A 25,597-nucleotide genomic window follows, 5' to 3' on the forward strand; every position below is an offset into this window, starting at 1 on the left:
TTGTTTATATTGCCGTTCTGACATAAAAGGCAATTATTTTATGGAACAGGGATTTGTCTGGAGCGCGGCCTCTTTCTGGTTACTCTTTCTTGGCTGTTGAAGAAAGAGTCACTAGCTCGAAGGGATTCGAGTTAAAAATCTATATGGATGTAGAATGAGCTCTGCGAATGCTTAGTGCGCGCAGCACATGCTTGATGAACGAAGTGAATACCTGTTGCGCGTAGCGCTTGCCTAGTGAATAACCTTTACGCCAAATAGCCATTAAAAAATTATAAAGTTGGCGTAGAAATTAGTGTATACTGTCGCGAAATTTAATCTTACCATGACCTAAAGAACTCATTTCAATGACAAATAACGCGCAAAATAATAATTGGAATGGCAATAATCTAAACTACTAGGTTCGGAAGGTTTATTAAATTAACAAACAAAAAACCTTCCTAATATCGGAAGGTTTTTTTTGCTTAGTTGGATGTGCGGTTAGCACGAAAATGTCACACAAGGTAAAGAAATAACAATGAATAAAATCATGACGGTTGATGTCTTGTCGAGTATTAAAGGGGCCAAGCCCTCAGAGACAATAAACAAGTTGTTCGACGTGATTAATAACGCTGATTTATCTACCAAGGATACAGTGAGTGATATTAGTAAAAATGCCGTGGTCGTTGATAATCTCAGAGAGGATACTGTTGTTGAAGCAAGTGAACTTGAAAAACAACTGATAATAGAAAACTTTCCTCAAGAAAAAAATGGCTATTTAGTCGTGGCAAAAGTGATAGAAGCCTAATTTATGCAATCTCAAATAAAACAAATACATCAACAATTAACCAGCAAACAAATCAGCTGTGTTGATTTAGTTCAGCAAAGGCTAGACTTGCTTAAACAAAATTCCCACGGCAGTGTTAACGCATTACTTGATTCTTATGCTCTTGAACGTGCGCAAGCGGTGGATGAAAAAATCGCTAAGGGAGAAAGCATCGGACTACTTGAAGGCATTCCTTTTGGCGTAAAAGATGTGTTTATGTTGCAGGGAACCAAGACCACTGCCAGCTCTGATTTTTTAAAGCAATATAAATCGGCCTATACAGCAAGTGCTATTCAAAAGCTGTTAGATGCAGGGGCAATTCCTATTGTTAAAGAAAACTGCGATAGTTTTGGACACGGTTCATCTAACGAAAATACTATTTTTGGCCCAGTGAGTAACGCCCATGATCCAGCATTAGTTGCCGGTGGCTCCAGTGGCGGTTCGGCTGTGAATGTAGCCAAAGATTACACTGTGTTTTCTATTGGTGGTGATACTGGTGGTTCGGTACGCCAACCTGCTGGTTACAACCAAGTATATGGCTTAAAACCAACTTATGGTCGTATCTCACGTTATGGACTGATGGCCTATGCATCGTCCACAGATTGTGTCGGCCCTTTAGCTAAATCTGTAGAAGACATTCGTATTGTGCTGAACGCCATAAGTGGTAAAGACGTAAAAGATCAAACTACTTATGAATCGACTGAAATTGCTGAAGATTTTTTAGAAAAGGCTAGCGGCATTAAAACTGTAGGTTACTTTAAAAACCTGCTGGAAAACGATGCGATGGAACCTTCCATAAAAGCTGACTTTATGTCTGCTTTAGAAAAAATTAAAGCCCAAGGAATTGAAGTTAAAGCCCTCGATTTCTTAGATTCCGACACCTTAGTATCCACCTACTACATCCTTGCTATGGCAGAGACGGCTTCTAACCTCTCGCGACTAGACGGCACCAATTACGGTAACCGTATTAACGCTGAAAACCTAATCGAAAGTTACGCCGTGACTCGTTCAGAAAACTTTTCAGAAGAAACCAAGCGCAGAATTGTTGGCGGAAACCAAGTTTTATCTCAAGGTTTTTCTGATGATATCTACCTAAAAAGCTTAGCGATACGAGATAAGTTGTCCGCCGATTTCGAAGGATTTTTTGCTCAGGTTGATCTTATCTTGTCACCTGTTACGCCTGGTTTACCGCCTAAAATAGGGGATAGCCTTAAAGACCCTATGGCAATGTATTTGTCAGATGCCTTCACGGTTGGATTTAGTCTTGGTCAATTACCCACACTAACCGTGCCACAAGGTACAGTAACCGGTATTCAAATTACAGCAGCTAAAACCGATGATGAGCGTGTTTTACAGTTTGCTCACTTGCTAGAAGAAACACTATAATGGATTTGGATTATTTAAACGATTTACTCGAAAAACACGACCTAGAACTTGTTATAGGTCTTGAAACCCATGTGCGATTAAACACCAAAACTAAGTTGTTTTGTGCTTGTCCAAACAAAGAGTCAGACACCCCTAATCAAAATATTTGCTCCGTATGTACTGGACAAATGGGTGTACTACCAGCTCTTAACAAAGAAGCCATCAGCAAAGCGATTTATTTTGGTAAAGCGGTTAATTCTAGCTTTAGCAATTCGGTCATTTCTTGGGATCGTAAACACTACGAGTATCCGGATAACCCAAAAAATATCCAAATCACCCAGTTTCACAACCCTATTATACCAGATGGTGAAATTTCTTGCTTCCGCAAAGACGGCTCACAGTTTACCGTTAGTTTAACTCAGGTGCATATTGAAGAAGATGCGGCCAAGTTAATGCATGAAAAAGACATCTCTTTGGTTGATTTCAATAAGGCCGGTGTGCCGTTAATTGAAATTGTAACGGATCCTTGTGTTAGAAACATCGAAGATGCATCCATCTATGCCCAGTATATTCAGCGTATAGTACAAAGCATTGGTATCTCTGAAGCGAACTTAGAAAAAGGCGAATTTAAGTCTGATGTGTCTGTGTCTTTGCGTAAAAGAAACACCAGCGGCCTAAATCCACGTACCGAAATTAAAAATTTGAACTCCTTCAAATTCATGGTGGAGTCATTAAAAGAAGAAGTTGAAAAGCAACTTAACTACTATCTTGAACATGAGGAATTCCGTCCTGATCAAACCACAGTGTTGTGGGATGAAGATTTAAAACAAACTAAAGTCATGCGTAAAAAAGAGTATGAAGCTGACTATCGTTTTATCTCTGAACCTGATTTACCTTTTGTGGATATTTCACAAACGGTGCAAGGCATAGAAGTGGATTTAGCCACTTTACCTTTTGCCATTGAGTCCATCTTGATCGAAGGCGGCGTTGTTCCCCAAGATGCTAAGTTTTTCACAGCCGAATCAGTACGTGCTCAAACCTTTATGGATATCAACAATGTCCTGAAAGATCCTTTGTTTATTGCCCGTACTTTAGTCAATGTTATCCCTGCGGACGACTATGTCAATATTCAAGATACAGCAGTCATTACCGATATTTTCGCCCAGTTTAAAGACGGCAAAGTCAACTCGGTATTGGTGCAGAAAGCCGTTAGTGAATATTTAAAAGATGCGACTTTTGACTATAAAAAATATTTCCAAGAAAACAGTATTTCGGAACAACAAATAACTGATGCCATCAATACCGTTATTACTCAAAATGAAGCCGTTGCTGCTGAAATAAAAGCGGGTAATCAGGGTAAGGCCGGTATTCTAGTTGGCAAAGTGATTGCCATCATTGGTAAAGGCGCATCAGGTAAAGTCATTCGCGAAGGGATTTTAAAAGCGGTTAATGCTACTGGAAGCAGCGGTAATTCAGGCTCTAGTAATAAAGAACTACCCGCAGCCACAGAAGCCGCAAAGCAAAGTGCTAAACAGGTAGAAGAAAAACTGCCAGAAACACCGCTTATCGTTAAAGATCACTATCGCACCCATAAAATATCTGAATTATCAGAGCAATCAATCTCTCAACAAGTCACCCTGTCAGGTTGGGTGGCCAGTGTACGTGATCACGGTGATTTGATGTTTATCGACTTACGTGATTCTAGCTACCAAATTTTCCAAGTACGCCTGAGTCGTGAAAGCTTCCCTAATTTTGATGAATTAGTGACTTTAAAAGCTGAGTCTGTCATTGCCGTCACGGGGATCGTTGTTCAGCGTAGAGAAGACGATTACAACCCAGGCCTAAGAACCGGTACCATTGAGCTTGAAACAACCATTCTAGAGATTTTAAATCTAGCGAGAAGCCTGCCCTTCGAAATTGCCAGGGCAACTAAAACAAGCGAAAATATTCGTTTCCAATATAAGTATCTCGATCACAGAAACAAAGAAGTGCGTAAGGTCATTATTGACCGTCACAAGGTGATTAAACTTATTAGAGATATGCTTGATGACGAAGGCTTCTTAGAAATGGAAACGCCTATCTTAAGTGCTGGAACCGATGAAGGTGCACGTGAGTTTATCGTACCCAGCCGTAAAGAATCAGGGGCATTTTATACTTTGCCTCAAGCGCCCCAGCAGTTTAAGCAAATGATAATGGTCAGTGGTTACGAAAAGTATTTCCAAGTCGCTCGCTGTTTCAGGGATGAGGACTCAAGAGGTGACCGTCAGCCAGAATTCACTCAGTTAGACATTGAAATGGCCTATGCCAGCATGCAAGACATCATCGACTTGAATACTAAAATGTTCAATACAGTGGTGAGAAAAATTTATGGCAAAAAATGGAAATTACATGACTTTGCAGTCATCACCTACAAAGATGCTATGGATAAATACGGTTGCGACCGTCCAGACTTGCGCTTTGGCTTACAAATGCAAGACATTACCGATATTGTCAAAGATACAAGCTTCCAAGTATTCAGTAAGCCAATAGAACAAGGTGGTATTGTTAAGTGTATTAAAGTCTCTGCAGAAGAACAAGGTGGTAAGCGTCTATCTAAAGGGCAAATCGAAAACCTTACAGCACTTGCTCAGCAAAACGGACTGGGTGGACTGGCGTATATATTTGTCAACGAAAACGATTTGCAGTCACCCATTATTAAGTTCTTGGGCGAAGACATTGCTGCGAAAATTATTGCTGCAAGCGACGCGCAAGTTGGCGACGTGGTGTTTTTCTCTGCTGCCAGTTATGCCGTGGCAAACAAGGCATTAGATGTGGTGCGTCAAGAGCTAGGTAAGATGCTCAAGCTAATCGATCCTAAGGAGCTTCGACCTGCTTGGGTCGTAGACTTCCCTATGTTTGAGAAAACGGATGACGGCAGATGGACCTTTACTCACAACCCCTTCTCTATGCCTGCTATTACTGACATAGAAAAACACATGAATGGTAAAGAAGAAGAGATAGGCAATATCATTGCCCAGCAATACGATTTAGTGCTCAATGGTTACGAAATTGGTGGTGGCTCAGTCCGTGCCCATAAACCTGAGATCTTAGAGGCTACCTACAAAAATATGGGATACAACAAAGATGATATGCTGAAAAGCGTAGGCACTTTGTACAAAGCATTCCATTATGGCGCGCCGCCACATGGTGGGATCGCCTGGGGTATCGATCGCCTAATGATGTTGTTAGGTAAGAAAAATTCTATTCGTGAGGTGATGGTCTTCCCTAAAACGGGATCCAGCGAAGATTTACTCTTTAACGCTCCTTCGAAATTATCTGATAAAAAGGTTGAAGAAATGAACGTTAAGATAATCAGAAAGCAATAATACCAATCCATCTTGATATAACCCCAAAGCGGCTGACAACAGCCGCTTTTTGTCATAACCACTTTCACTCTTTAGTGCTCAACTAAATACTGGGCAATTAATTCTGTTCTCAAACTCGGTATAATCAGTAACCTATCTACAAAGATAGAAATCAGAGCATACCTCTGGTTTTTATTCCTACAATATCAATTAAAAGTAAAAGCAATTATCTCAGGACTACCATTTTGATAATTTCTAAACAAAACATCATTATTTACAAAACATGAGTCCATCCACCGCCCCTCCGTTAGTATGTATAAATTTATATAAGAAGCAGGCACTGGGATGTGTTTTAGTTAATCTGAACTCGGATTTTATATATTGTGGATACTTGATTTTTATCGATAACTCAATACCTTGAAAATAGTTTTTCATTTTCAGTTCTCATTAATGCTCACTCTATGATGATATTTTTGTGTATAGTAAGACGGACTTTCTAGTAATGAACAGTTATTGACTAGATAATCTATAACACCGCTAGACGCAATGAGATCATTAAAAATGAGATTCGGTTAACCCCAACTCAGATTAGTTATAGTGAAAACAGTAATCATGGCATGGTATAAATCTATTTTTAAAGGCGGTTTTCTTGAATTCTAAACATTCAAATTTGATTTATTTATCTATATTGTTGTTAATAACAATCATAGCGCTATTAAGTTACCCGCTTATACCCAAAAGAGAAATACAGCTATTACCTAATTTAGCCTATCAAACATTTAATAGAATAGATAAAAACGCCCCTTTTAACAGCGAAGCAAGATGGCTTACCGAAGATCACTCAAAATGGTATTGCCATATAAAAGCAGGCTCAAGTATTCCCTCTTGTAGTTTTGGCCAATTTTACAATCAAGATGTCAACAGCTGGTTTACTGGAATTGATTTGAGTCAATATCAAAAGCTAATTTTTGATGTCGAATACCAAGGACCGGCTTCTTTTTTTCGAATATATTTTCGTAATTTCGACCCTGATTTCAGCAAACAAAATGACTTTAATAGTGCTCAATTTATTAGCACAACTATCAGAAAAATCGATTTCAACCAGCCACTAGAATTTGACCTTAAAGAACTAAGTCTTGCGCAATGGTGGCTGAATGAATTTGATGTCCCCAATAAATTAGCAAAGCTAAACTATGAGCATGTAATAGAGTTTGGACTCGATTTTAACGAAAGGTCTCCCTTAGGGGAACATCTATTCCAAATCAATAAAATAGCTCTCAGTGGCGCTTATATTGAAAAAGAACATTGGTATCTTGGTATCTTAATTTTATGGATGTTAGGGATTTCCTTTCGAGTAATTTATCAATTAAATAAACTCTATAAACACTCGAAACATGGACAAATTCGGCTTACCGAAATGACAAATTACGCAGAAGCATTAAAACAAGAATCCGCAGCCTATAAAAACATGTCAGTAACCGATGTTTTGACAAAAACCTTAAATCGATATGGTTTACAGAGACAGCTGCAATTGTTATGTCACAATTTAAATAATAACCAGGATATAGGTCTCATAGTTTTAGATATCGACCATTTTAAAAGGATTAACGATACACTCGGTCATGATGTAGGAGATGAGGTATTAAGTAACATTGGAGGTTTATTACTTAATTCAACTCGGACTACCGATGTTATTTCACGCTGGGGAGGAGAAGAGTTTGTATTGGTTTGTCCAAATACAGATGGTCCTGAGTTATTAGCTTTAGCAGAAAAAATTCGGATAAAAATCAGTCAATTTGAATTTTCCGAACACAAAACCTTAAAAATAACGGTAAGTGTGGGTATTTCAGCCATAAAAAATTCTATCGATTTCGAACGGGCATTTAAATTGGCGGATGACGCTTTATTTAAAGCAAAAGAAAAAGGTAGAAATTGTTGTGTTATGACCCCAAATTTCTTAGATAAATATAACTAACCTTAGCTCGAGATAAGCCTAGCCTCTCGAAAGGCTCTTTTTGCACCTAGCTGCGTTGGATTTTCTAGTAATAGCCCGCTATTACGTACGAAAAGCCGCCTTTCTATACACGAAAAATTTCGTCATCGAATAAACATTACCCCAAATATAACTAGATCATATTTTTAAGTGTTTGAATTGTAGGTAAAATTCAATACGACACTCATCATCCCGAGTCTGGTTAACTAATAACCAGTGTTAAACCATAATTCACTTCTGTTTATAGGTGTATTAATTGGTAAGAAAGTATTCTCTAATGTGTATATGTTTCTATTGTTAATTTTACTTTTATCAATAAAATCCTGATAAGTTTCAACAAAAAGAGCGTCAAATTCACCATTTTTTATTGCTCGTTCCAAGCCCGTATTAATCAAATGGGCTAAGGGAGTGCTCTTCGAGTTCACGAAAAAATATACAGCAGCAGGATAATACAGCCCTAAAGTAGGCTGTATTATAATTTTTTTATTAGAAGGAAAGTTACTTAACTCTTCTCTAATCTCCAGCATAGAACGCGGAAAAAAATCTCCTTGCGCGCTTACTAACATTTTAGCTAACTCTGCTGGCGTTGAATTAGTCAATACATCAAAACCATTAGATTGCAAAATTTTGGTATCTGGCCAGTCACTTCCTTGAATTGGAGTGAGTTTAAGTAGATGCTCTAACTTTTGGATATACTTAAAACGCTCAGACATATCATCACGGATTAAAAACAAACGCCAACCCACCAGTCCCTTGTATATAGGTATTCGAATAGGTAAAAGTTCCTTCTCTCGCTGTTTATCTGTCATACTCCATACAACATTAATTTCTCTATTATCTTTTAATCGATTTAGATTTTTTCCTTGAGGATAAAACTTTCTGGAAGGAATAAGCTCGTATTTGACCCCCGTTTGTTGTAAAGCCAAAGCCAATACTTTTAGCGGATACTCAGAACTTTTATCACTGTCTGAACTAGGCCTAGGATAAGTAATCTTCCAAGTTGCCGACAAAACATCTGCACAAACTGTCAATAATAACAGCCCGCTTAATATCGACAAGACTCTACGCCCTTGTTTACCCTGCATACGAATTAACACTCCATTTGAACAAAATAATTAAGGCTACTCTATACCAATAAATTTATGAGTTTGTAATGACAAACGCCAATTACGCGCTATACAAGTTTTGATTGCAAGTTCAGTTGCTCTTTTTTGCTGGCTTATCGGTTGTAGGTACACATTAGGCATAGGCTTATCATCCAATAAACTTAATACTTGGTCCAGCTCGTCTATATGTTTTTCCATGGCGATAGGATGTTTTATCTCATTGGCTCTTAGCATGGCGCTTTTTAACACCTTTCTTCCACCAGGCATATTCACTTTAGGAGAAACTGTTACCCAAGTATCAGCATGGGCTAATATCTCGTAGGTACCACTAGTTTCAATTTGAACTGAATAACCTTCATCAAGTAAACGACTAGTGATAGCAGTTAAATCATATAAGCATGGTTCTCCACCGGTAATCACTACATGTTTAGCCATATAACCTTGGACAGAAAACAAAGATAATAACTGCTCGATAGTTTGTTCAAACCAAGTGTTAGATTCACTATTTTCAGCCATCACTACAGTACTAGAACGTTTGAATTCAGGATCTACTGTCCAAGTATGCTGGGTATCACACCAAGGACAGCCAACAGGACAACCTTGTAAACGTACAAAAATAGATGGCAGACCGGTGTAACTGCCCTCCCCCTGTAATGACTCAAATACTTCATTAATTTTATAAGAACTCAAAAACTCTCCTTTGGGTCTAAAGACCTACCAATCATATTTTGTCACAGATATGGGAATTTATAGCTGGATCACTTAACATTACCACCAATTAATTGATTATAGAGAAGCAAACTTAATGTCTCAAAAGGTAGTGGTTATTTTTTCAGGTGGCATGGACTCATTCACAGTGCTCAATCTTGCCCATAAACAAGGACATGAAATCTATGCCTTGTCTTTTGATTACGGGCAACGACATAAAAAAGAATTAGATTATGCCAGCCGTGCCTGTAAAGAGTTAGCTATTCATCACAAAATTGTCGATATTTCTGCAATAAACCAATTAATAGGTGGTTCATCCCTAACATCTGATATTGAAGTCGCAGAAGGTCACTATGCAGAAGACAGTATGAAAACCACAGTAGTGCCTAACCGCAATATGATCCTACTTTCTATGGCTGTGGGTTATGCAGTGTCAATTGAGGCGAATAAAGTGTATTACGGCGCCCATTCAGGCGACCATGCTATCTACCCTGATTGTCGTCCTGAGTTTGTCCATAAAATGAATGATGTATGTGCCATAGCCAATTACGAAGCGGTAGAAATAGTCACCCCTTACTTAGAAGTGAGTAAAATAGCAATCTTAAAAGCAGGAATAGAAATGGGTTTAGATTATGGAAAAACATGGACCTGTTACAACGGCCGAGAACAAGCCTGCGGTAAATGTGGAGCTTGCCAAGAACGCTTAGAAGCTTTTACCGAAAACCAAATAACAGATCCTTTAGAATACGAAGGTTAAATTGTCCTCTACAGAAAATTTAATAGCTGAATTAACTAATCTCTATTGAGCTCGCAGAACTATTCGATTAGAATTAAGTTAGTTTGGTTTAATATGCTCAAGGGAAATACAGTGAAAAAATTACTTATAGCTGCAAGTGCGGCATTATGTGTAGGTTTAACTCCTGCCATAGCTCAAGAAACTCCTGGGGGTTCAAACTCTTCAGGTAACGCTTTTGGCGCAGTGGCCAAACAAACAGTTGCAGCGGCAGCGGTCGGTGGAACTTTACTTGTAGCCATGGTTTCTAACAACCGTGGTTCAACCACAGTTGTTCTGCCACCTGATGAATGTCAAGACGGTGAAATATTAGTCGGTGGTGTTTGTGTTGAAGAACCAACACCAGAATGTACTGGCAGTGATCCTCTTGTTGATGGTGTATGTATTGGTACAGGTACTACCACTACAGTAACGGGTACTGGTACTAACACTAGTACAGTTGAAATTAATACAACTGTTACTTACCTACCAAGCATACCTTCTGCTTAATATGTTTTAAATTTTATAAAGCCGCCTTTAGGCGGCTTTTTTATTGTATTAATTTGGGTGAACCGTCTTTAATGAAGTTAAGCACAATTCCTTTTATAGTATTTTCACTATTTGCTTTAACAAGTTGTAGTGGCACTTATCGAGCTTATTATCAGACCCTGCGTATAGCTTTTGAAAATACACCAGATGCAATAGTTTCATATAAAAAAGTACAAGATTCCGAAGTTGATCTTGCTTCCATTAGACGTGGGAAGCGCCCAAAAGCAATTTTAGCCTTAGCTTATTTGGAAGATACCCAACATAAATGGGTTTCTGCAGATAACGCAATGTTCGTCATTGAAAAAGGCCGAATTGTTCGCACATTAGGGCTCAATGAAAACTTACTGTTTTTATCAAATACCGCAGAAGATCCGCTTAAAAGCTTAAACAATAATAAAAGTTGGTCCCGGATAGCCGACTGGACTGGGGATCAATATGGATATGCGATTGAATCAACTTTTTCTTCTGGTGAGAATGAAATTTTAACTGAGCTATCAGTGTCACTTGATACTGTTAAATATACTGAATATGTGACCTATACAACGCCCTCAACATATATCCAACCAAATCGTTCTTGGAGCAATACATTTTGGTTTGAGAGAAATAGTGGGACCTTAATAAAAAGTGTTCAAACATTAGTTCCGCTATCAGAAACGATTGAACTAGTTTATCTAAGTCGTATCGCACGTATTCATTCAAATGTTACCGAAAGAAATTTATGAAAAAAATCCCATCACTTTTTTACCTTTTACTTTTATTCCTATTTACGGGTAAAAGTTCAGCAAATACAGAAATTCTGTTAAACCAACAATACCTAAAGTTCGATAAAGCCCCTTTGTTGGCTGAAGTACTCGCTAATATTGAGAATAAACAAAACATTTATTGGCCTGCGGCAACATTTTATTCAATTTCAGATAAAAATATTGAAATAACTAGAAATATAATACTCAAAAGATTGTCAGCAATAACTAAAAATAAACAAACAGACGAAATTATAAATAGTCTTAAACGAACACTATTGAATTGGCATATTGCAGAGAGGCTACCCATCAAAATTAATTATGATCTAGCTAGAACAGTCAATGCTCACAACCCAGTTATCACAGCAGGTCAATATATTTTATCGGCGTATTCCCGAAGTAGCCGTGTCATTATATTTGGCGCCTTAAAAGACAAAACTGAACTAATTATCCCCCATAAAAACCACACTCTAGCCGCAGATTATATAACAGATGATATGTTGTCTTCTTTAGCAGACACTGAACAGATGGTGTTAATTCAGGCAGATGGGAGAATCATAGAAGTTGATACTTTAGATTGGAATAAAACCCCCATAGAAGCTATGCCTGGTAGCCAGATTTATATCCCATTTAAAGTATCTTTTGGGGATAATAAAATGAAGTTACTAAATCAACAAATAATAACCCTAGCAGTTAACAGAGTAATGCCATGATATCCCACAGAGTCATATTATTTTTCACATTACTTTTCGCTGTTTTTCATACAAAAGCAGAACAATCCCAAATTCAGTGGAACCAAATACCTTTAGGTAGTTCCTTAATGGTGCATGGCGGAACGGGATTAATTCAAACACCTACGTCACGCATGCTTAGCGATGGAGATTTAATCGCCAGCTATACAGATAATGATGAATATCGGTTTATGTCGGCAACAATACAATTATTTCCTTGGATGCAAACAACTGTAAGGTACACCGATGTTCGTACTCAATTATATAGTCAAGTTGACACTTTCAGCGGTAACCAAACATTAAAAGATAAAGGTATAGATGTTAAGTTTAGATTGTTAAAAGAATCATCTTACTTTCCAGAGTTATCTGTAGGTTTTAGAGATTTTGGTGGCACTGGCTTTTTCGAAAGTGAATTTATAGGCTTAAGTAAACAAGTTGGAAAAATTGATTTCCACTTGAATATGGGCTGGGGGTACCTAGGGACAGATAATAATATTTCTAATCCTCTGTGTGAATTAAAAGATACCTTTTGTCATCGTCCGCTTGGCTATACAGGTAATGGCGGTAAAATTGACTACCAAAGATTTTTCAAAGGAACAACATCCATATTTGGAGGAATTGAATATCAAACTCCATGGCAGCCTCTACGCTTAAAACTAGAATATGAAGGCAATAATTATGTTACCGACAGAGCAGGTCAATTATCTCAAGATAGTAAGTGGAATATAGGCGCGGCTTACCTTTGGAATGGTTTTGATTTTAGTGTTAATTACCAAAGAGGAAATACTATTGGCTTTGGAGTTAATTATAACTTTAACTTACATACCATTAAACAAGTAAAATATGATCGCCCCCCAAGAGATATAACAAAAATTAAAAATGATTTTAATATGGATAGAGTAGACCGAACTCGACTAACACAAGATTTACTCTATCAAGGAGGATTTGCAGTGAGTACATCTCATATTACTGCAGATACTTTTACCCTCTACGGACAACAAACTAGCTATAGAGATAAAGATGAAGCTATCCAAAGAGTCGGGAGAATTATCGCATCAGAACTACCAGAATCAATTAATCAATATAAGATAGTCAATACTTCAGCCTCTGTGCCTATAGTTGAAACAGTAATAAATGCAGATGAATTTAAAAAGCATGCCAAATATCAAACTGTCAAACCGGATATTAAATCAACTTATTGGCGTCAAGGTCTGAGTCAAGACAGTATCGATAATTACAATCCAACTAATAACAGTGGTTTTTTTACTGGTTTAGAAACATTCTGGATACAAACTTTCGGCAATCCTGAAGCTTTTTACCTATATCAAGCAGGTGTATTACTCAATGGTGGCTACAGTTTTAACGGCAAATCTGCAATATCAGGTACTTTAAAAGTTAATTTGTTTGAAAATTTCGACAAATTTAATTACACCTCAGATGGCGGAGAAAGTACTTTACCAAGGGTACGTACAAATGTGCGTGAATATGTATCGAACCGAAATATAACGATGGAAAATCTGTTCTTGCACTGGAACGATAGAATAGCGACTAATTTGTATGCTCAAGTGTATGGAGGCTATCTAGAAAGTATGTATGCTGGCTTAGGTACTGAATTACTGTATAGCGCGGTTGATAGTAATTTATCTTTTGGTTTTGACATTAACTACGTACAGCAACGCTCTTATGAAAACAACTATGAGCTTTTTGATTATAAAGTGTTAACTGGGCACGCTAATATCTACTGGCAGCCTGAATTCTTAAAAGACTCCTTATTAACCTTCAATATTGGACAATATCTAGCGAGAGATAAAGGGGTTACCATAGACTTTGCCAAACGTTTCGATAGTGGCATCGTAGTTGGAGCATACGCATCAATCACCAATGCTAGCGCTGAAGATTATGGCGAAGGTAGTTTCACTAAAGGTTTTTATTTATCCATACCATTTGATCTGTTTTCACTCACTCCAGCCAAAGGGCAAGCCAAAATACCTTGGGTGCCGATTTCTCGTGATGGTGGTCAAGCACTTAATAGACCAGTAAAACTGAGAAGCTTAACCAGTGAGAGATCATCATTTAATTGATATAAAAAAATACTACTGAGGCTGCTGAGAAAATATGAATAAGACCAAACTACATTCAAAATGTTAATTGGTCTTACTCTCTGAGCAGCACTTTATCGCCAACAGTAATACCATTTTTAAGGAACCAGCCTTGGTTCATTTCCCAAGCATAAAGGACTTTACCTAAAGAACTAGTAGTCGATAGGTCATGAGGCTGCATTGCTTCAATATTCACTACTACCCCATCTTCTCGAATAAATGCCACATCTAATGGGATCAAGGTGTTTTTCATCCACATTCCCACCCCACGTACCTTTTGAAAGTTAAATAACATACCACAATCAGCACACATGGACTTTCTAAGCATTAATCCTTGTGCTCTTTGTTCGAAAGAAACAGCGTATTCAAGGGAGTATGTCTGCTGATTGACAGTTACTTGAATATCTGAAAATTCTACACCAACAGCTTTGGCTGAGAGACTGAAAAATGAAGAACTAAAAACCAGAATTAAACAAGTTGTGAAAAATTTATTAAACATCGGGGATCAAAATAAAAATGATGGATGTCAGTAGACTACAACTTTTTACAAGAACAGCCCATATCTTTTTCACTGGTTTGCCATTCTTGAAAGTCACCCTGTACACATTGCATGTGTAACGTTCGACACTGAGACGGGTTATAACGTACTTGTGTATCAGCCCCATCGGCAATGGCGGTACCCACAAAATGTTGTGCTTGTTTTGTGGTACAAGCACTAATAAGTGTAATACTTACGAATACAGCACCCAAATTAATCAGTTTTTTCATAATTTGTAATTTCAGCAATAATGTTGGTGTTAAGAGCTAAATATCCTCTAAAAGTTCCTCCTTGGCATTATTACTTTCAAACAAAAGGTCATAAAAAAACCGGAGTAGATTGCTCTATTCCGGTTTATGTAATTAAGGGGAGCTTAATTATTTAGTTCAACTTTCTTTAGCTAGGATCCGCAATTCTCACTGCAGCGGTTGCAGTAGTCATTGCATGTGTAGGAGGTGTAAATCGAGTTAAATCGATACCTTCTACTGCCGCCTTGTACTCTTCGATAGAAGGGAAGCGACCAAGTACAGATGAAAGTACCACTAAAGGTGTAGAGCCTAATAATGATTCGCCTTTCTTCTCAGCAGAATCGGCAACAACACGGCCTTGGAATAAACGAGTTGATGTGGCTAAAACTGTATCCCCAGGTTCAGCTTTCTCTTGGTTACCCATACATAAATTACAGCCAGGGCGTTCTAAATACATGATGTTTTCGTACTTAGTACGTGCAGCACCTTTCGGATTTGCATCATCAAATTCAAAACCAGAATACTTACGTAAAATGTCCCAATCGCCTTCAGCTTTGAGTTCATCAACAATATTGTAAGTGGGTGGAGCTACAACTAATGGTGCTTTAAATTCTACTTTGCCGTTTTGCTTTTCAATGTTGCGTAACATTTGCGCGATGATTTGCATATCACCTTTGTGAACCATACAAGAACCAACAAATGCTAAATCTACCGGTTTACCATCGTAGTATGAAACAGGGCGGATCACGTCATGGGTGTAACGCTTAGATGCATCTTCGTTGTTTACATCAGGGTCAGCAACCATTGGTTGGTCGATAACGTCTAAATCAATCACAACTTCTGCGTAGTACTTTGCATTGTCATCAGGAGATAACGCAGGAATAGTACCTGACTTAATGTCAGCAATACGTTTGTCAGCTAAAGTGATTAAACCGTTAAGGGTTTTAGCTTCGTTTTCCATTCCCTTGTTGATCATTATTTGAATACGGCTCTTAGCAAGCTCAAGTGATTCAATTAATGTTTCATCTTCAGAAATACAGATAGAAGCTTTTGCTTTCATTTCTGCAGACCAATCAGTAAAGGTGAATGCTTGGTCAGCTAATAAAGTACCAATGTGTACTTCAATGATACGACCTTGGAATACATTTTCGCCACCAAATTGCTTAAGCATTTGTGCTTGAGTTGCATGTACAACATCACGGAAATCCATGTGAGCTTGCATGTGACCTTTAAACGTCACTTTTACAGACTCAGGGATTGGCATTGCAGACTCACCAGTTGCAAGTGCAATTGCAACAGTACCTGAGTCAGCACCAAAGGCTACACCTTTAGACATACGCGTATGTGAGTCACCACCAATGATGATAGCGCGATCGTCAACGGTAATATCGTTTAATACTTTATGGATAACATCTGTCATTGCAGGGTAAACGCCTTTCGGGTCACGTGCAGTGATAAGACCAAATTTATTCATGAAGCTCATTAGCTTAGGAATGTTCGCTTTAGCTTTGCTATCCCAAACTGATGCCGTATGACAACCAGACTGATATGCACCATCAACTAATGGAGAAATAGTAGAAGCAGCCATTGCTTCAAGTTCCTGACAAGTCATTGGACCCGTAGTATCTTGAGAACCAACAATGTTTACTCTAACACGAACGTCAGAACCTGCATGTAATGCAGTTTTTGAAGCGACACCAACAGCATTATTATTAAAGATTTTTTCAACAGCCGTTAAACCTTGGCCTTCATGCGAAATCTCTTTTGAAGGCGCATATACTGGAGTTGTTACTATGCCAAGTGTTTCAGCTGCAAATGTTTGTAATTTCTTACCAAATGTTACCGCGTAAGAACCACCCGCTTTCATGAATTCCATTTTTTGTGGTGTAAATGCAGAAGCTATATCAACAAGTTCTTCATCACCGTTTAATAATTTCTTCGCTACGGTATCGATAGTTAATACCGTACCAGTCGCTACTGAGTAGGCTTCTTCTAAAACCGCATCGCCATTTGCGTCAACAACCGCATTACCATTTGTATCTACTTTCTTAACCCAATTTTTAAGATCAAGACCAATACCACCAGTCACATCAACAGTCGTTAAGAAAATTGGAGAAATACCGTTAGTACCCGCAACTACAGGTGCAATGTTAATAAAAGGAACATATGGGCTTGCTTGTTTACCTGCCCAAAGTGCCACGTTATTCACCCCAGACATACGAGATGAACCAACGCCCATTGTGCCTTTTTCAGCAATAAGCATCACTTTTGCTTCAGGGTGCTTAGCTTGTAATGCTTTAATTTCGTTTTGAGCTTCTGGCGTGATCATACATTGGCCATGTAACTCACGGTCAGCACGTGAATGTGCTTGATGACCCGGAGAAAGTAAATCTGTTGAGATATCACCTTCACCCGCAATATAAGTAACTACTTCAATTTTTTCAGCAACGTCAGGTAGTTTAGTGAAGAATTCAGCTTCAGCGTAACTTTCAAGAAGCTCTTTAGCAATAGCGTTACCAGCTTCATAAGCGGCTTTAATACGGCTTGTATCCGCGTCATACAAGAATACTTGAGTTTTTAATACTTTAGCGGCAGGAACGGCAAGTGATGCATCATCAGATAATGCTAAGTCAAGTAGTACCGAAATAGAAGAACCACCTTTCATATGAGAAAGTAATTCAAAAGCAAATTCTACAGAAATTTCAGCAACAACAGCTTCACCTAAGATAATTTCTTTTAAGAATTTAGCTTTTTCACCCGCGGCACTAGTAGTACCAGGCAATGTATTGTAGATGAAAAAATTAAGTGACTCAGCACGATGCGCATGAGCTGGATCTTTAATTTGCTCGATAATTTCAGCCAATAACTCAGCACTATCAATTGGCTTAGGCGCCAATCCTAGATCTTTTTTACGACTTTCGATTTCGTCCATGTATTCTAAAAACAAACTCATATACACCTCTTTTAGGGCTACAAAATACTAATAACATTATAATTAGCAGGGTCAAAATTTCCGCTAGTTTACCTGATTTCCGATCCAATATTCATCATTTAAATGTATAACGACTATTCGAGTTAGTTATATTGCTATTTCACTATTCACGCAATCGCTTAAAACATAATCTATCTTGCAAAAATTGCTATGAGTTCTGTGCAGTAATCTGCAATTAAATGATAAAAATTGGCATCTTCAACCATCATGGTTAAAACTAATTTAAACGGGGTTTGTTATACGGATAGATAAAATGAAAATTTACCGAACAACATTTAGCGAATATCAACAAGGTTACATTGCGCCTTTGCATCTTTTAACCAGACCTGCAGATATTAAAAATAGTCCTGCACTAAACAGCGAGAGCAGCGATTTAGTAAAAGATATATTAAGTAAAACGGCTAAACATCTCAGCACACAGGTGATTTTAAACGGACAATCTAAAAGAGATATATCCTTGCTGCTCAATCAAATTATTAGAGAGCTTGAAAAAGTAAAAATAGAACGAATAATATGCGTAGTAGATTGCAGTTCTCTAGCCAAAAACTATATTGGAGAGACTGAAAAAAACTTAGTCAAATTAATTGCTGAAGCTGATAATAAAAACTGGATTTTATTTTTTGACGAAGCTGATGCACTATTTGGTAAACGCACAAAAATACTAAATACTCACGACAAATATGCAAACATGGAGGTCAGTCATTTTTGCAAAATATTGTCACAACAAAATGTACTCAGCCTATTAGAAATAAACGGTAGCCCTACTTTAGAAAAATTTAAAAGACTGCAAGTACCGGTTTTAACGGTTAGTTAATTCCCAACACTAATCCGCCACTGTCGATCTGGCTCACTATTTGGTTGTTAGCCAATGCTAGCTGACAACCTTGTTGGTTGGCATTATGCTTAATAGAACAATCGACCTGCCATTGACGCAATACATAAGCTGCCACTGCCGCCCGTAATTGTAAAATCAGCTTCCCTTCCACCATAGCGTAATCCATTTCAATCGCTTTACTATGCTGTAAACTTGGATGAGGGATCAAAATAATCTCTATTATCTTTTGCCATTGTTCATCGTAATGACTCCCTTCATGTGCATGTATTTCTTCAGCCATCACTTCTACTTGAGTGAAACGCGTACACACAAAATCTCTAAAACTATTATTTTTACGATCATAAGCTCTCACATGCCAACGATGCCCATTATTCACAATAGAATGGGGGACTAAGGCTCTTTCAGTTTCACCAGATGACACTGACACATAACCCACTTTAATGGCTTTTTTGTTATGAATGGCACGCATGATCCCAGCAATAATTTTAGGATCAGGGTGAATTAAACGCACTGCATCAAAACACTGTTCTGAGGGTTGAACACCGGTTGAAATGCCATTACCAAACCCGCGACTTAACGAAGTCAATATCACCTCTGGATCATGGTTAAACACAGGCGTAAAACTGTCAGTTCTATGATAACTCTTGGTTTGATGTTTCAACACTAGGTTATCAGGAGCTAATTCTTTATAAGCACTAAAATCTCGGGTACTAGCAGCAAGGCCTGTTTTAAACCGTTGAATTAAATCAGTACGAGCCACATGCCCAAAGTATTGCAAACTAAAGTCGATAAAGGCTAAGCGATCCTTTTGTGCATGGGTCAACTCAGAAAGTACTTGAGCAATATTTGGATGCAAAGTTGAATGAATAGGTTTAGTGGACATATAGATAAACTCATAATGATTCGATGATAAAATACTATATCACTCCCCCTAACAATGCAATCATTTTGATTAGATCTAAATTGAAGCAACTAAAAAGCCCTTGATATTTTTACAAAAGCTTTAAAAATAAAAAATTCAACTTATTTACGTTTAACTAAAATCACCCAGTCTTGGTTTTTATCTGATGGTGGAGCACCTAGCTCAAGACGCTCATATTTTTTATAACTCGTGCGGTTTTGAGTAACAGTGACTTGTTTCACACTCCCCGTCTGTAACTTCCCACCTTGTCTCGGGTTGTACCACTGCACTGAATAATCCGCTTTACCAAAATAAATGTTCAAATTAATTTCTTTTAAGGCATCTTTGACAAACACAATATAGAACTGTCCTTCTTCACCTAATACCCAATGGCCATTAGACAAGTTATCTAAGTTTTTACCTTTTTGATAAGGCACATTAGCCATTTTGAAAAAATCTAATGCATGTTTAGCTTGGTCCCAAAACAAATCACGAGAGCGCCAATCTTGAGCAGTTAAATCTGAATGAGGATGTGCATAACCAAAGTACCACTCTGTGCCCCAAGCACCGGCAGTTAATGCGCCCCATAAACCATTCTTCCTAGCGTCATCATGTTTGGCATCGACACTATCAGGCACCAAACTATGTTGGGCATCGCCCGGTTCATCAACCGACACAGCAAAAGGACGACCATTCACTAGTGGCCATTCACGTAACCGCTTAACTGCACCATGAATACTGCTAAAATCAGTTCGGCTAGTTTGCACTGAAGCCCCAGTATAATAACTATCTGGTCCAGTTAAGTCGTCATAATCATTGCCATTATGGATCACTACATGATGATGATATGGGTCATTATTATGGAAATATTTCGCCATAGCTAAACGTTGAATAGTCGATTGAGGCATAGATTTATGGTTAGGCACCCATTCGCCATTTTCTTCACCCATGTTCCAATTTAGCGCTAAGTGATGGCCAAAACGTGCGATTAACTCTCGATAATACAATTGACGTTGTAAACCTAAACCGCCGTTATCCAATAAACCTTGGTTTTCAACTTCAGAGGTTTTGAAGTGTAAAAATAGACCTTTTTTTTGTGCATGGTTAAACACTATATTCCACTGATCTAACTTAGACACATCCATACGATCCAAGGTATCGTAGTCCACGTAAGGAAACACATTTTGGTCATCGCCAATAATATTTAAAGTCAAAAACGAAATAGAGTTCATGCCTTTTTCAGACAAATAATTCAACGCACCAATTAATGCCTTACCCTTACCTTTTTGCCATGTAGGGTCGCCTTTATTCCAATCTTTTAAATGTGGCTGCCAAGTTTTTACTAAGTTGTCTTTGTGTCCATCATTGTGAAAAGTACCGTCAAAATCCACATAAGACAGCAAATTTTCAGGAGCATCAGGGCCTGCTTTAATAAAATACTCGCCTGTTTCAGCAAAACGTAAATACGGCTGATTGATATAATCTAAACGACCACGCTCACGAAAATCAGGATAAGATTTATCAGTGGCTTTTATATCAAAGCTACCTGTTTGGTTGTCCATAAACCCCGCAGTAGCACCCGTTAAGCCTTTATTAGATACAGCGACAAACCTACCTTTTCTAAAGGTAGCTCGCCAATTCCACTGCCCTACTTCATCAGCAGAAAAGTTAACTCGCCATTTATCTCCCGCTGTAGCACCAGTATTTGCAGCGTTACCGTCTGCGGCAAAATAGCCGGGAACAACATACTGTTTACCAGACACTTGGTGGGTAAATTCAACATTTAATCGGTAGTTAACAAAAGGGTTATAATCATCATTCTCGGAGGTTTCAGGGCCATCAAAAGTTAACGAAACTGCGTGCCATTTTTTTAGCTCGCCGTCTAATTCCACTTTTGTATCAGCAAATGTATTACCTGTAAAAACGACCAGCGATAACACACTTATACATGCAAACCATTTTGATTTTATTGTATTCATTTAACCTCCATTAAAAATTACTACAAATTAAAATTATTCTATATACCTATCAGTTTTTTGGCTGATAAGCTCGTATCCAGTCTACATACATTTTATTCAAGTTAGGATTATCTAACTGCTCTTGACTCGGTGTAATGCCATTTTTAGCTCGCCATACATGATCTTCCATATCAAAAATCAGACGCATGGGTCTTCCAAAAAAATGGCCGTCAGGATCGGTTAAATCTGTATTACTAGACAAAGTACGCACCAATTCACCATCTAGATAAAATTCCATGTGCTTGGGATTTTTCCAATAAAAACCAAATCGATGAAAATCTTGATTTAATAAAGCTTTGTTGGGCGTAGTGTAGTGTTTAGGTTTATGTCCGTAATCCTCTAAATAATCATTTGTTACCGGATCTCGTTTAAAAATATGGTAGTTAGTCGACATTTGTTTAGCGTTGTAGTCTGTGTCACCATAAGTTTCAGTTACATCAATTTCGTATTTATCGTCATCACTTAACATCCAAAAATTACTGGCTAAAGCTAGGCCTGATATTTTCATACTAGCTTCAACAAATATTGGATATTCGATATTCTTTTTAGCCGTTACAAAACCAGTGTAAATAGTTTTTTTAGACTTAAAGTCACCATAATTAACAACCTTACCTTGAGCTGATTCAGGCACCGACTCGGCACTTAGCACCAAACGGCCATTTACCAAGTCGCTGTGTTTGGCACTAAAATAGGTAGCACCAGGGCCTTTCCAGCCGCGTATATGGTTGTCATGCCACTTACTAAAAAACGCCGCATTTTTTGTTGTGTATGAAAAGTTGTCACTAAAATCATCCACCAATTGCCAGTTTTGTGCTGCCTGCATCTGACTAGGTAAAGGCACATCATGCCAATCTGCTTTCTCCGACTTAGTTAACTCAGAAAGCGAGCATGCACTCAATCCAGACATACACATAACTACAAATAAATTATTCAATCTCATATTAATCATCATCCACAGTAAAATTGTTAACAATGTTAAACAAATTGAAAAAACTTTCAATTTAAATGCAAATTAAATAATGCATATTTAAATTCAAATATTTAACGAATTTATTGTAATATAATATTGTTAAAAGTAAACAGTCATACACGGTGAATATCAATTATCCTATTCGATTCTTTTAAAATGCTTAAGATTAGGGTTAAATTAACGCCATAAATTGACACCACTAAGGCTTACACAAAAATGTTACTACAACTCACTGCACCACAAGCAAGAGTGATAGGTGTATTACTAGAAAAAGAAGTGACCACTCCTGACCAATATCCCCTTTCATTAAATGGCTTAACTTTAGGCTGCAATCAAAAAAGTAATAGAGAGCCTGTTTTAAACCTGACTGAGTCTGATGTACAAAATATTTTGGATGAACTCAAAGAAAAAAAGCTGATTTTCGAATATACAGGCGTGGGTAGCCGCGTGGTTAAATATAAACACAGGTTTTGTAATACTGAATTCAGCGAGCTAAAATTCAATCGTCAGCAATTTGCCATAGTTTGTGTGTTGTTACTAAGAGGACCACAAACACCGGGAGAACTAAGAACCCGTACTAACCGCTTGGCTGAATTTGCCAATGTAGACGAAGTCGAGCAAGCCTTAACTCAATTACAAGATTTGAACGGTGAACAACTAGTAATAAAATTAGCCAGAGAGCCAGGCAAACGAGAATCCCGATACGCCCACTTATTTTGCGGCCAACCAGACATGGCAACCACAACACAAACGACGTCTACTGATACAGCTAGTACTGTTACATCTACCCATTCACAGGACAATGACGCGATACAAAGGATCGAAACATTAGAACAACAAGTAGCCGAGTTAACCAGCCAGCTAGCCGAAATGAAAGAATTAGTAGAGCTTTTAGCGGAATAAAAACAGCTAAAAGCAGAATGAAGCAAGTAAAGATCAAAGTAATGTAGGTCGTGGCTTTAGCCCGTCAAGGTTAAACAATAGACGCCATAAATGGACGACCTTACCGGCCAGATTTGCACATTCCCGAGTGAGACTCTTTCGGCTCAAAAACCACAGCCTACAGTCCCGTCAATCATGGCTCATTACGAAGTCGTTATAAAGTGGGTGGGTCCATACCATTATTATTATTCCTGCATGTTGTTAGTAGGAATCCATGCCTTTGGTCTTAAGCCCCTCACTTTGATTTTGAAAGCTAAAGTAGGCCCCAAAAAAGAGAATATTGCTCACTATTTTCAACAAACCTGATCCTGCAGTTATTGGGATAAGTTGGAGCTAATTGGCTAGCTTGTTTTGAACATCCTTAGGACACTCACTGTGCAGAGCCGCATACAGGGTGTTGTGGGGGCGTTAGATGCCGCTGGCTAGCCGATGATAAAAGCCTGTTTGATGAGATCTAATGACCTTCTTCTAATTTAGCTGGGAGAGGTGGCCGTCCTATTGGATGCGGTCCATGAGGTGGGCCTTCAGGGAGAACCGTTTCCCCGTGGAAACACCCAATGAACTTATTCTCGCTTGGGCTTGCTGCGTGGTAGTGGTAACCTCTGACTTCATCAGTTTGACCGCGGCATTCATCAAGTGATTTAGCTTCCTCACCCTTAGCGTTTTTCAAAGCATAAATACCATACCCGTCTCCAGCATAGCCTACTAATGGAGCGTGTCCATCGTCGGTTGTCAATTTATCAGTACACCCTGTCGTAGAATGGTAGTGATAACCTTGGTGGACGTTGATGTGTCCGCCACAATCATCAAAGGCAGCTATGGTATAAGCCCCTAAAATGGCATCAACAGGTGCTGCAGCCGATAACTCAGTTCCATCAAGAGCAATGCCTACAGTACGCGCTCGGCCGGTCTTCGCAGCAGTGATTGGCGTGATTGGAATAAGGAAGGTGCGAGAGAAGTTATCATCAAGATAAGACAATTCGCACTCAATACAATTTTGCATATATTCCTCTTCAACATCAGGTTTGGCGGCACCTAAACAAGCTTCTTTCGTGGCCGTATAGCGTACCTTATTTGTCTTCGCGTCATAAACCATCCATTTTTCGTCACCATAATATTCACCAAGTTTCAGAATGAATTCACCTGTGATATCCACCAAGTCCCCTGTACCTTCTTTATTAAACCAAGCGCCACCAACATCAGCACCATCACTGGTTGTTCTAGGACAAAACGGGCCTGGTTTTCGTCCGGCTGGCGCACCATCAGTGATTAGCTGGTAACAACGCGTTTTTGTACCTTCAGCTGTTTCACAGTCAACAATTTTAGGCTCTTGAGTAAATGCCTCCTTTGTAAACAATGAAATATCCATGCCTTTGGATACAGTTACTTTCTTCTCTGACTTGTCAGTGGAGCCATTACAACCAGAAATAGTTAATGCACCAAATATAGCGACACAGATTAATGATCGACTTTTTAATACGCTCATGAGTTTTATCCTTATATTCAGCTATTTTTAAGCTACAAGTTTAGAGCTGAATTTTATCACTAACCTGAGTTCTGGATAAGAAGTATCGTCTAATCTGAATTTATCACTACAATTCAATAACTTAATAACGTTCCCCAAAATCACCTCATCTGAATGATTACTCGGTGACGAAATTTTTCGTGTATAGCAAGGCGGATTGTCGTACGTAATAACGTGTTATTTCTAGACTCTCCTCCATCGCGGCTAGGCAGCCCAACGCCGCTAGGCACAAAAAGAGCGTTATCGAGAGGTTCGGCTTATCCAGTCGCGCCTTGTGTGACGAATAATCTCCATGTAAGACAAAGCCGAGACCCTACCCTTATATTTATTGATATTGTTGATGCTAATAGAATTAGTATTTTAAAGAAATAGTGAATGGTGTTTGACTGGTGTTTTTTTCACTCATCTAACTGCCGTTT

At 38.4% G+C, this 25,597-nt stretch carries 20 protein-coding genes; 11 read left to right on the forward strand and 9 right to left on the reverse strand.

All coding sequences use genetic code 11. From position 1 onward, the window contains the following. Window positions 1–514 precede the first annotated feature (514 nt). From GQR87_RS14075 to GQR87_RS14090, 4 genes are all read left to right on the forward strand, one after another. Entirely contained in the window at window positions 515–784 is a 270-nt protein-coding gene (locus GQR87_RS14075) for a hypothetical protein (RefSeq protein ID WP_199271621.1), read from the forward strand. Window positions 785–787: 3 nt separating this feature from the next. Next, window positions 788–2,188, forward strand: coding sequence for an amidase (locus tag GQR87_RS14080; protein WP_158970363.1), 1,401 nt, complete (start codon window positions 788–790; stop codon window positions 2,186–2,188). After that, window positions 2,188–5,532, forward strand: coding sequence for a bifunctional amidotransferase subunit GatB/aspartate--tRNA ligase AspS (gene gatB/aspS / locus GQR87_RS14085; protein ID WP_158970365.1), 3,345 nt, complete (start codon window positions 2,188–2,190; stop codon window positions 5,530–5,532). The genes GQR87_RS14080 and gatB/aspS overlap by 1 nt, the downstream gene beginning before the upstream one ends. Before the next feature lie 628 nt (window positions 5,533–6,160). Further along, the gene (locus GQR87_RS14090; protein WP_158970367.1) at window positions 6,161–7,486 is read left to right on the forward strand and encodes a GGDEF domain-containing protein; all 1,326 of its coding nucleotides are present in this window, start codon (window positions 6,161–6,163) and stop codon (window positions 7,484–7,486) included. 224 nt (window positions 7,487–7,710) lie between these two features. On the opposite strand, the gene GQR87_RS14095 is transcribed toward GQR87_RS14090, so the two are convergent. Beyond that, window positions 7,711–8,589, reverse strand: coding sequence for a transporter substrate-binding domain-containing protein (locus tag GQR87_RS14095; RefSeq protein WP_233267272.1), 879 nt, complete (start codon window positions 8,587–8,589; stop codon window positions 7,711–7,713). A 36-nt stretch (window positions 8,590–8,625) separates the two neighbouring features. Then, a complete protein-coding gene (gene queE / locus GQR87_RS14100) occupies window positions 8,626–9,300 on the reverse strand; it encodes a 7-carboxy-7-deazaguanine synthase QueE (RefSeq protein WP_158970369.1) in 675 nt (224 codons plus the stop codon). Window positions 9,301–9,415: 115 nt separating this feature from the next. On the opposite strand from queE, the gene queC reads away from it, so the two are divergent. The 5 genes from queC to GQR87_RS14125 all read left to right on the forward strand — a co-directional run bounded on the left by queC (window position 9,416) and on the right by GQR87_RS14125 (window position 14,191). Further along, window positions 9,416–10,075, forward strand: coding sequence for a 7-cyano-7-deazaguanine synthase QueC (queC, locus tag GQR87_RS14105; protein WP_158970371.1), 660 nt, complete (start codon window positions 9,416–9,418; stop codon window positions 10,073–10,075). A gap of 111 nt (window positions 10,076–10,186) precedes the next feature. Further along, window positions 10,187–10,600 (forward strand): hypothetical protein, encoded by a 414-nt coding sequence (locus GQR87_RS14110; RefSeq protein ID WP_158970373.1) that lies wholly within the window; start codon window positions 10,187–10,189, stop codon window positions 10,598–10,600. 71 nt (window positions 10,601–10,671) lie between these two features. Next, a complete protein-coding gene (locus GQR87_RS14115; RefSeq protein WP_158970375.1) occupies window positions 10,672–11,361 on the forward strand; it encodes a YjbF family lipoprotein in 690 nt (229 codons plus the stop codon). Next, window positions 11,358–12,092, forward strand: a complete 735-nt coding sequence (locus GQR87_RS14120) for a capsule biosynthesis GfcC family protein (RefSeq protein WP_158970377.1) — start codon at window positions 11,358–11,360, stop codon at window positions 12,090–12,092. The genes GQR87_RS14115 and GQR87_RS14120 overlap by 4 nt, the downstream gene beginning before the upstream one ends. Window positions 12,093–12,199: 107 nt before the next feature. Continuing rightward, window positions 12,200–14,191, forward strand: coding sequence for a YjbH domain-containing protein (locus GQR87_RS14125; protein ID WP_158973025.1), 1,992 nt, complete (start codon window positions 12,200–12,202; stop codon window positions 14,189–14,191). Window positions 14,192–14,264: 73 nt separating this feature from the next. On the opposite strand, the gene GQR87_RS14130 is transcribed toward GQR87_RS14125, so the two are convergent. The 3 genes from GQR87_RS14130 to GQR87_RS14140 all read right to left on the reverse strand — a co-directional run bounded on the left by GQR87_RS14130 (window position 14,265) and on the right by GQR87_RS14140 (window position 17,948). After that, a complete protein-coding gene (locus GQR87_RS14130; RefSeq protein WP_158970379.1) occupies window positions 14,265–14,708 on the reverse strand; it encodes a DUF192 domain-containing protein in 444 nt (147 codons plus the stop codon). A 35-nt stretch (window positions 14,709–14,743) separates the two neighbouring features. After that, window positions 14,744–14,977 carry a hypothetical protein gene (locus GQR87_RS14135; RefSeq protein WP_158970381.1) on the reverse strand — a complete coding sequence of 78 codons (234 nt, stop codon included), beginning with the start codon at window positions 14,975–14,977 and terminating at the stop codon, window positions 14,744–14,746. Window positions 14,978–15,143: 166 nt separating this feature from the next. Next, entirely contained in the window at window positions 15,144–17,948 is a 2,805-nt protein-coding gene (locus tag GQR87_RS14140) for a bifunctional aconitate hydratase 2/2-methylisocitrate dehydratase (RefSeq protein WP_158970383.1), read from the reverse strand. Between the two features lie 292 nt (window positions 17,949–18,240). On the opposite strand from GQR87_RS14140, the gene GQR87_RS14145 reads away from it, so the two are divergent. Continuing rightward, complete coding sequence (locus tag GQR87_RS14145) at window positions 18,241–18,801, forward strand: AAA family ATPase (RefSeq protein WP_158970385.1); 561 nt, start codon at window positions 18,241–18,243, stop codon at window positions 18,799–18,801. Here GQR87_RS14145 and GQR87_RS14150 read toward each other — a convergent pair. The 3 genes from GQR87_RS14150 to GQR87_RS14160 form a co-directional block, all read right to left on the reverse strand. Next, complete coding sequence (locus GQR87_RS14150) at window positions 18,794–19,705, reverse strand: WYL domain-containing protein (RefSeq protein ID WP_158970387.1); 912 nt, start codon at window positions 19,703–19,705, stop codon at window positions 18,794–18,796. The genes GQR87_RS14145 and GQR87_RS14150 overlap by 8 nt on opposite strands. Window positions 19,706–19,845: 140 nt before the next feature. Next, on the reverse strand, window positions 19,846–21,702 hold the full coding sequence (locus GQR87_RS14155) for a DUF5060 domain-containing protein (RefSeq protein WP_158970389.1): 1,857 nt from the start codon (window positions 21,700–21,702) through the stop codon (window positions 19,846–19,848). Window positions 21,703–21,751: 49 nt separating this feature from the next. Then, on the reverse strand, window positions 21,752–22,681 hold the full coding sequence (locus GQR87_RS14160; RefSeq protein ID WP_233267273.1) for a family 16 glycosylhydrolase: 930 nt from the start codon (window positions 22,679–22,681) through the stop codon (window positions 21,752–21,754). A 246-nt stretch (window positions 22,682–22,927) separates the two neighbouring features. Between GQR87_RS14160 and GQR87_RS14165 the strand changes: the two genes are divergently transcribed. After that, window positions 22,928–23,614 (forward strand): YceH family protein, encoded by a 687-nt coding sequence (locus GQR87_RS14165; protein ID WP_158970393.1) that lies wholly within the window; start codon window positions 22,928–22,930, stop codon window positions 23,612–23,614. 493 nt (window positions 23,615–24,107) lie between these two features. Here GQR87_RS14165 and GQR87_RS14170 read toward each other — a convergent pair whose 3' ends face one another. Then, the gene (locus GQR87_RS14170) at window positions 24,108–25,010 is read right to left on the reverse strand and encodes a YHYH protein (RefSeq protein WP_233267274.1); all 903 of its coding nucleotides are present in this window, start codon (window positions 25,008–25,010) and stop codon (window positions 24,108–24,110) included. Window positions 25,011–25,597: the final 587 nt, after the last annotated feature.

The organism is Paraglaciecola sp. L3A3, from assembly GCF_009796765.1.
Classification (GTDB): Bacteria; Pseudomonadota; Gammaproteobacteria; order Enterobacterales; family Alteromonadaceae; genus Paraglaciecola.

Excerpts from the sequence above, each read along its gene's own strand:
- GQR87_RS14075 (WP_199271621.1), top strand. The coding sequence starts at position 515 with ATGAATAAAATCATGACGGTTGATGTCTTGTCGAGTATTAAAGGGGCC.
- GQR87_RS14080 (WP_158970363.1), top strand. The coding sequence starts at position 788 with ATGCAATCTCAAATAAAACAAATACATCAACAATTAACCAGCAAACAA.
- gatB/aspS (WP_158970365.1), top strand. The coding sequence starts at position 2,188 with ATGGATTTGGATTATTTAAACGATTTACTCGAAAAACACGACCTAGAA.
- GQR87_RS14095 (WP_233267272.1), bottom strand. The coding sequence starts at position 8,589 with ATGCAGGGTAAACAAGGGCGTAGAGTCTTGTCGATATTAAGCGGGCTG.
- queC (WP_158970371.1), top strand. The coding sequence starts at position 9,416 with ATGTCTCAAAAGGTAGTGGTTATTTTTTCAGGTGGCATGGACTCATTC.
- GQR87_RS14115 (WP_158970375.1), top strand. The coding sequence starts at position 10,672 with ATGAAGTTAAGCACAATTCCTTTTATAGTATTTTCACTATTTGCTTTA.
- GQR87_RS14120 (WP_158970377.1), top strand. The coding sequence starts at position 11,358 with ATGAAAAAAATCCCATCACTTTTTTACCTTTTACTTTTATTCCTATTT.
- GQR87_RS14125 (WP_158973025.1), top strand. The coding sequence starts at position 12,200 with ATGGTGCATGGCGGAACGGGATTAATTCAAACACCTACGTCACGCATG.
- GQR87_RS14130 (WP_158970379.1), bottom strand. The coding sequence starts at position 14,708 with ATGTTTAATAAATTTTTCACAACTTGTTTAATTCTGGTTTTTAGTTCT.
- GQR87_RS14135 (WP_158970381.1), bottom strand. The coding sequence starts at position 14,977 with ATGAAAAAACTGATTAATTTGGGTGCTGTATTCGTAAGTATTACACTT.
- GQR87_RS14140 (WP_158970383.1), bottom strand. The coding sequence starts at position 17,948 with ATGAGTTTGTTTTTAGAATACATGGACGAAATCGAAAGTCGTAAAAAA.
- GQR87_RS14145 (WP_158970385.1), top strand. The coding sequence starts at position 18,241 with ATGAAAATTTACCGAACAACATTTAGCGAATATCAACAAGGTTACATT.
- GQR87_RS14150 (WP_158970387.1), bottom strand. The coding sequence starts at position 19,705 with ATGTCCACTAAACCTATTCATTCAACTTTGCATCCAAATATTGCTCAA.
- GQR87_RS14155 (WP_158970389.1), bottom strand. The coding sequence starts at position 21,702 with ATGAATACAATAAAATCAAAATGGTTTGCATGTATAAGTGTGTTATCG.
- GQR87_RS14160 (WP_233267273.1), bottom strand. The coding sequence starts at position 22,681 with ATGAGATTGAATAATTTATTTGTAGTTATGTGTATGTCTGGATTGAGT.
- GQR87_RS14165 (WP_158970393.1), top strand. The coding sequence starts at position 22,928 with ATGTTACTACAACTCACTGCACCACAAGCAAGAGTGATAGGTGTATTA.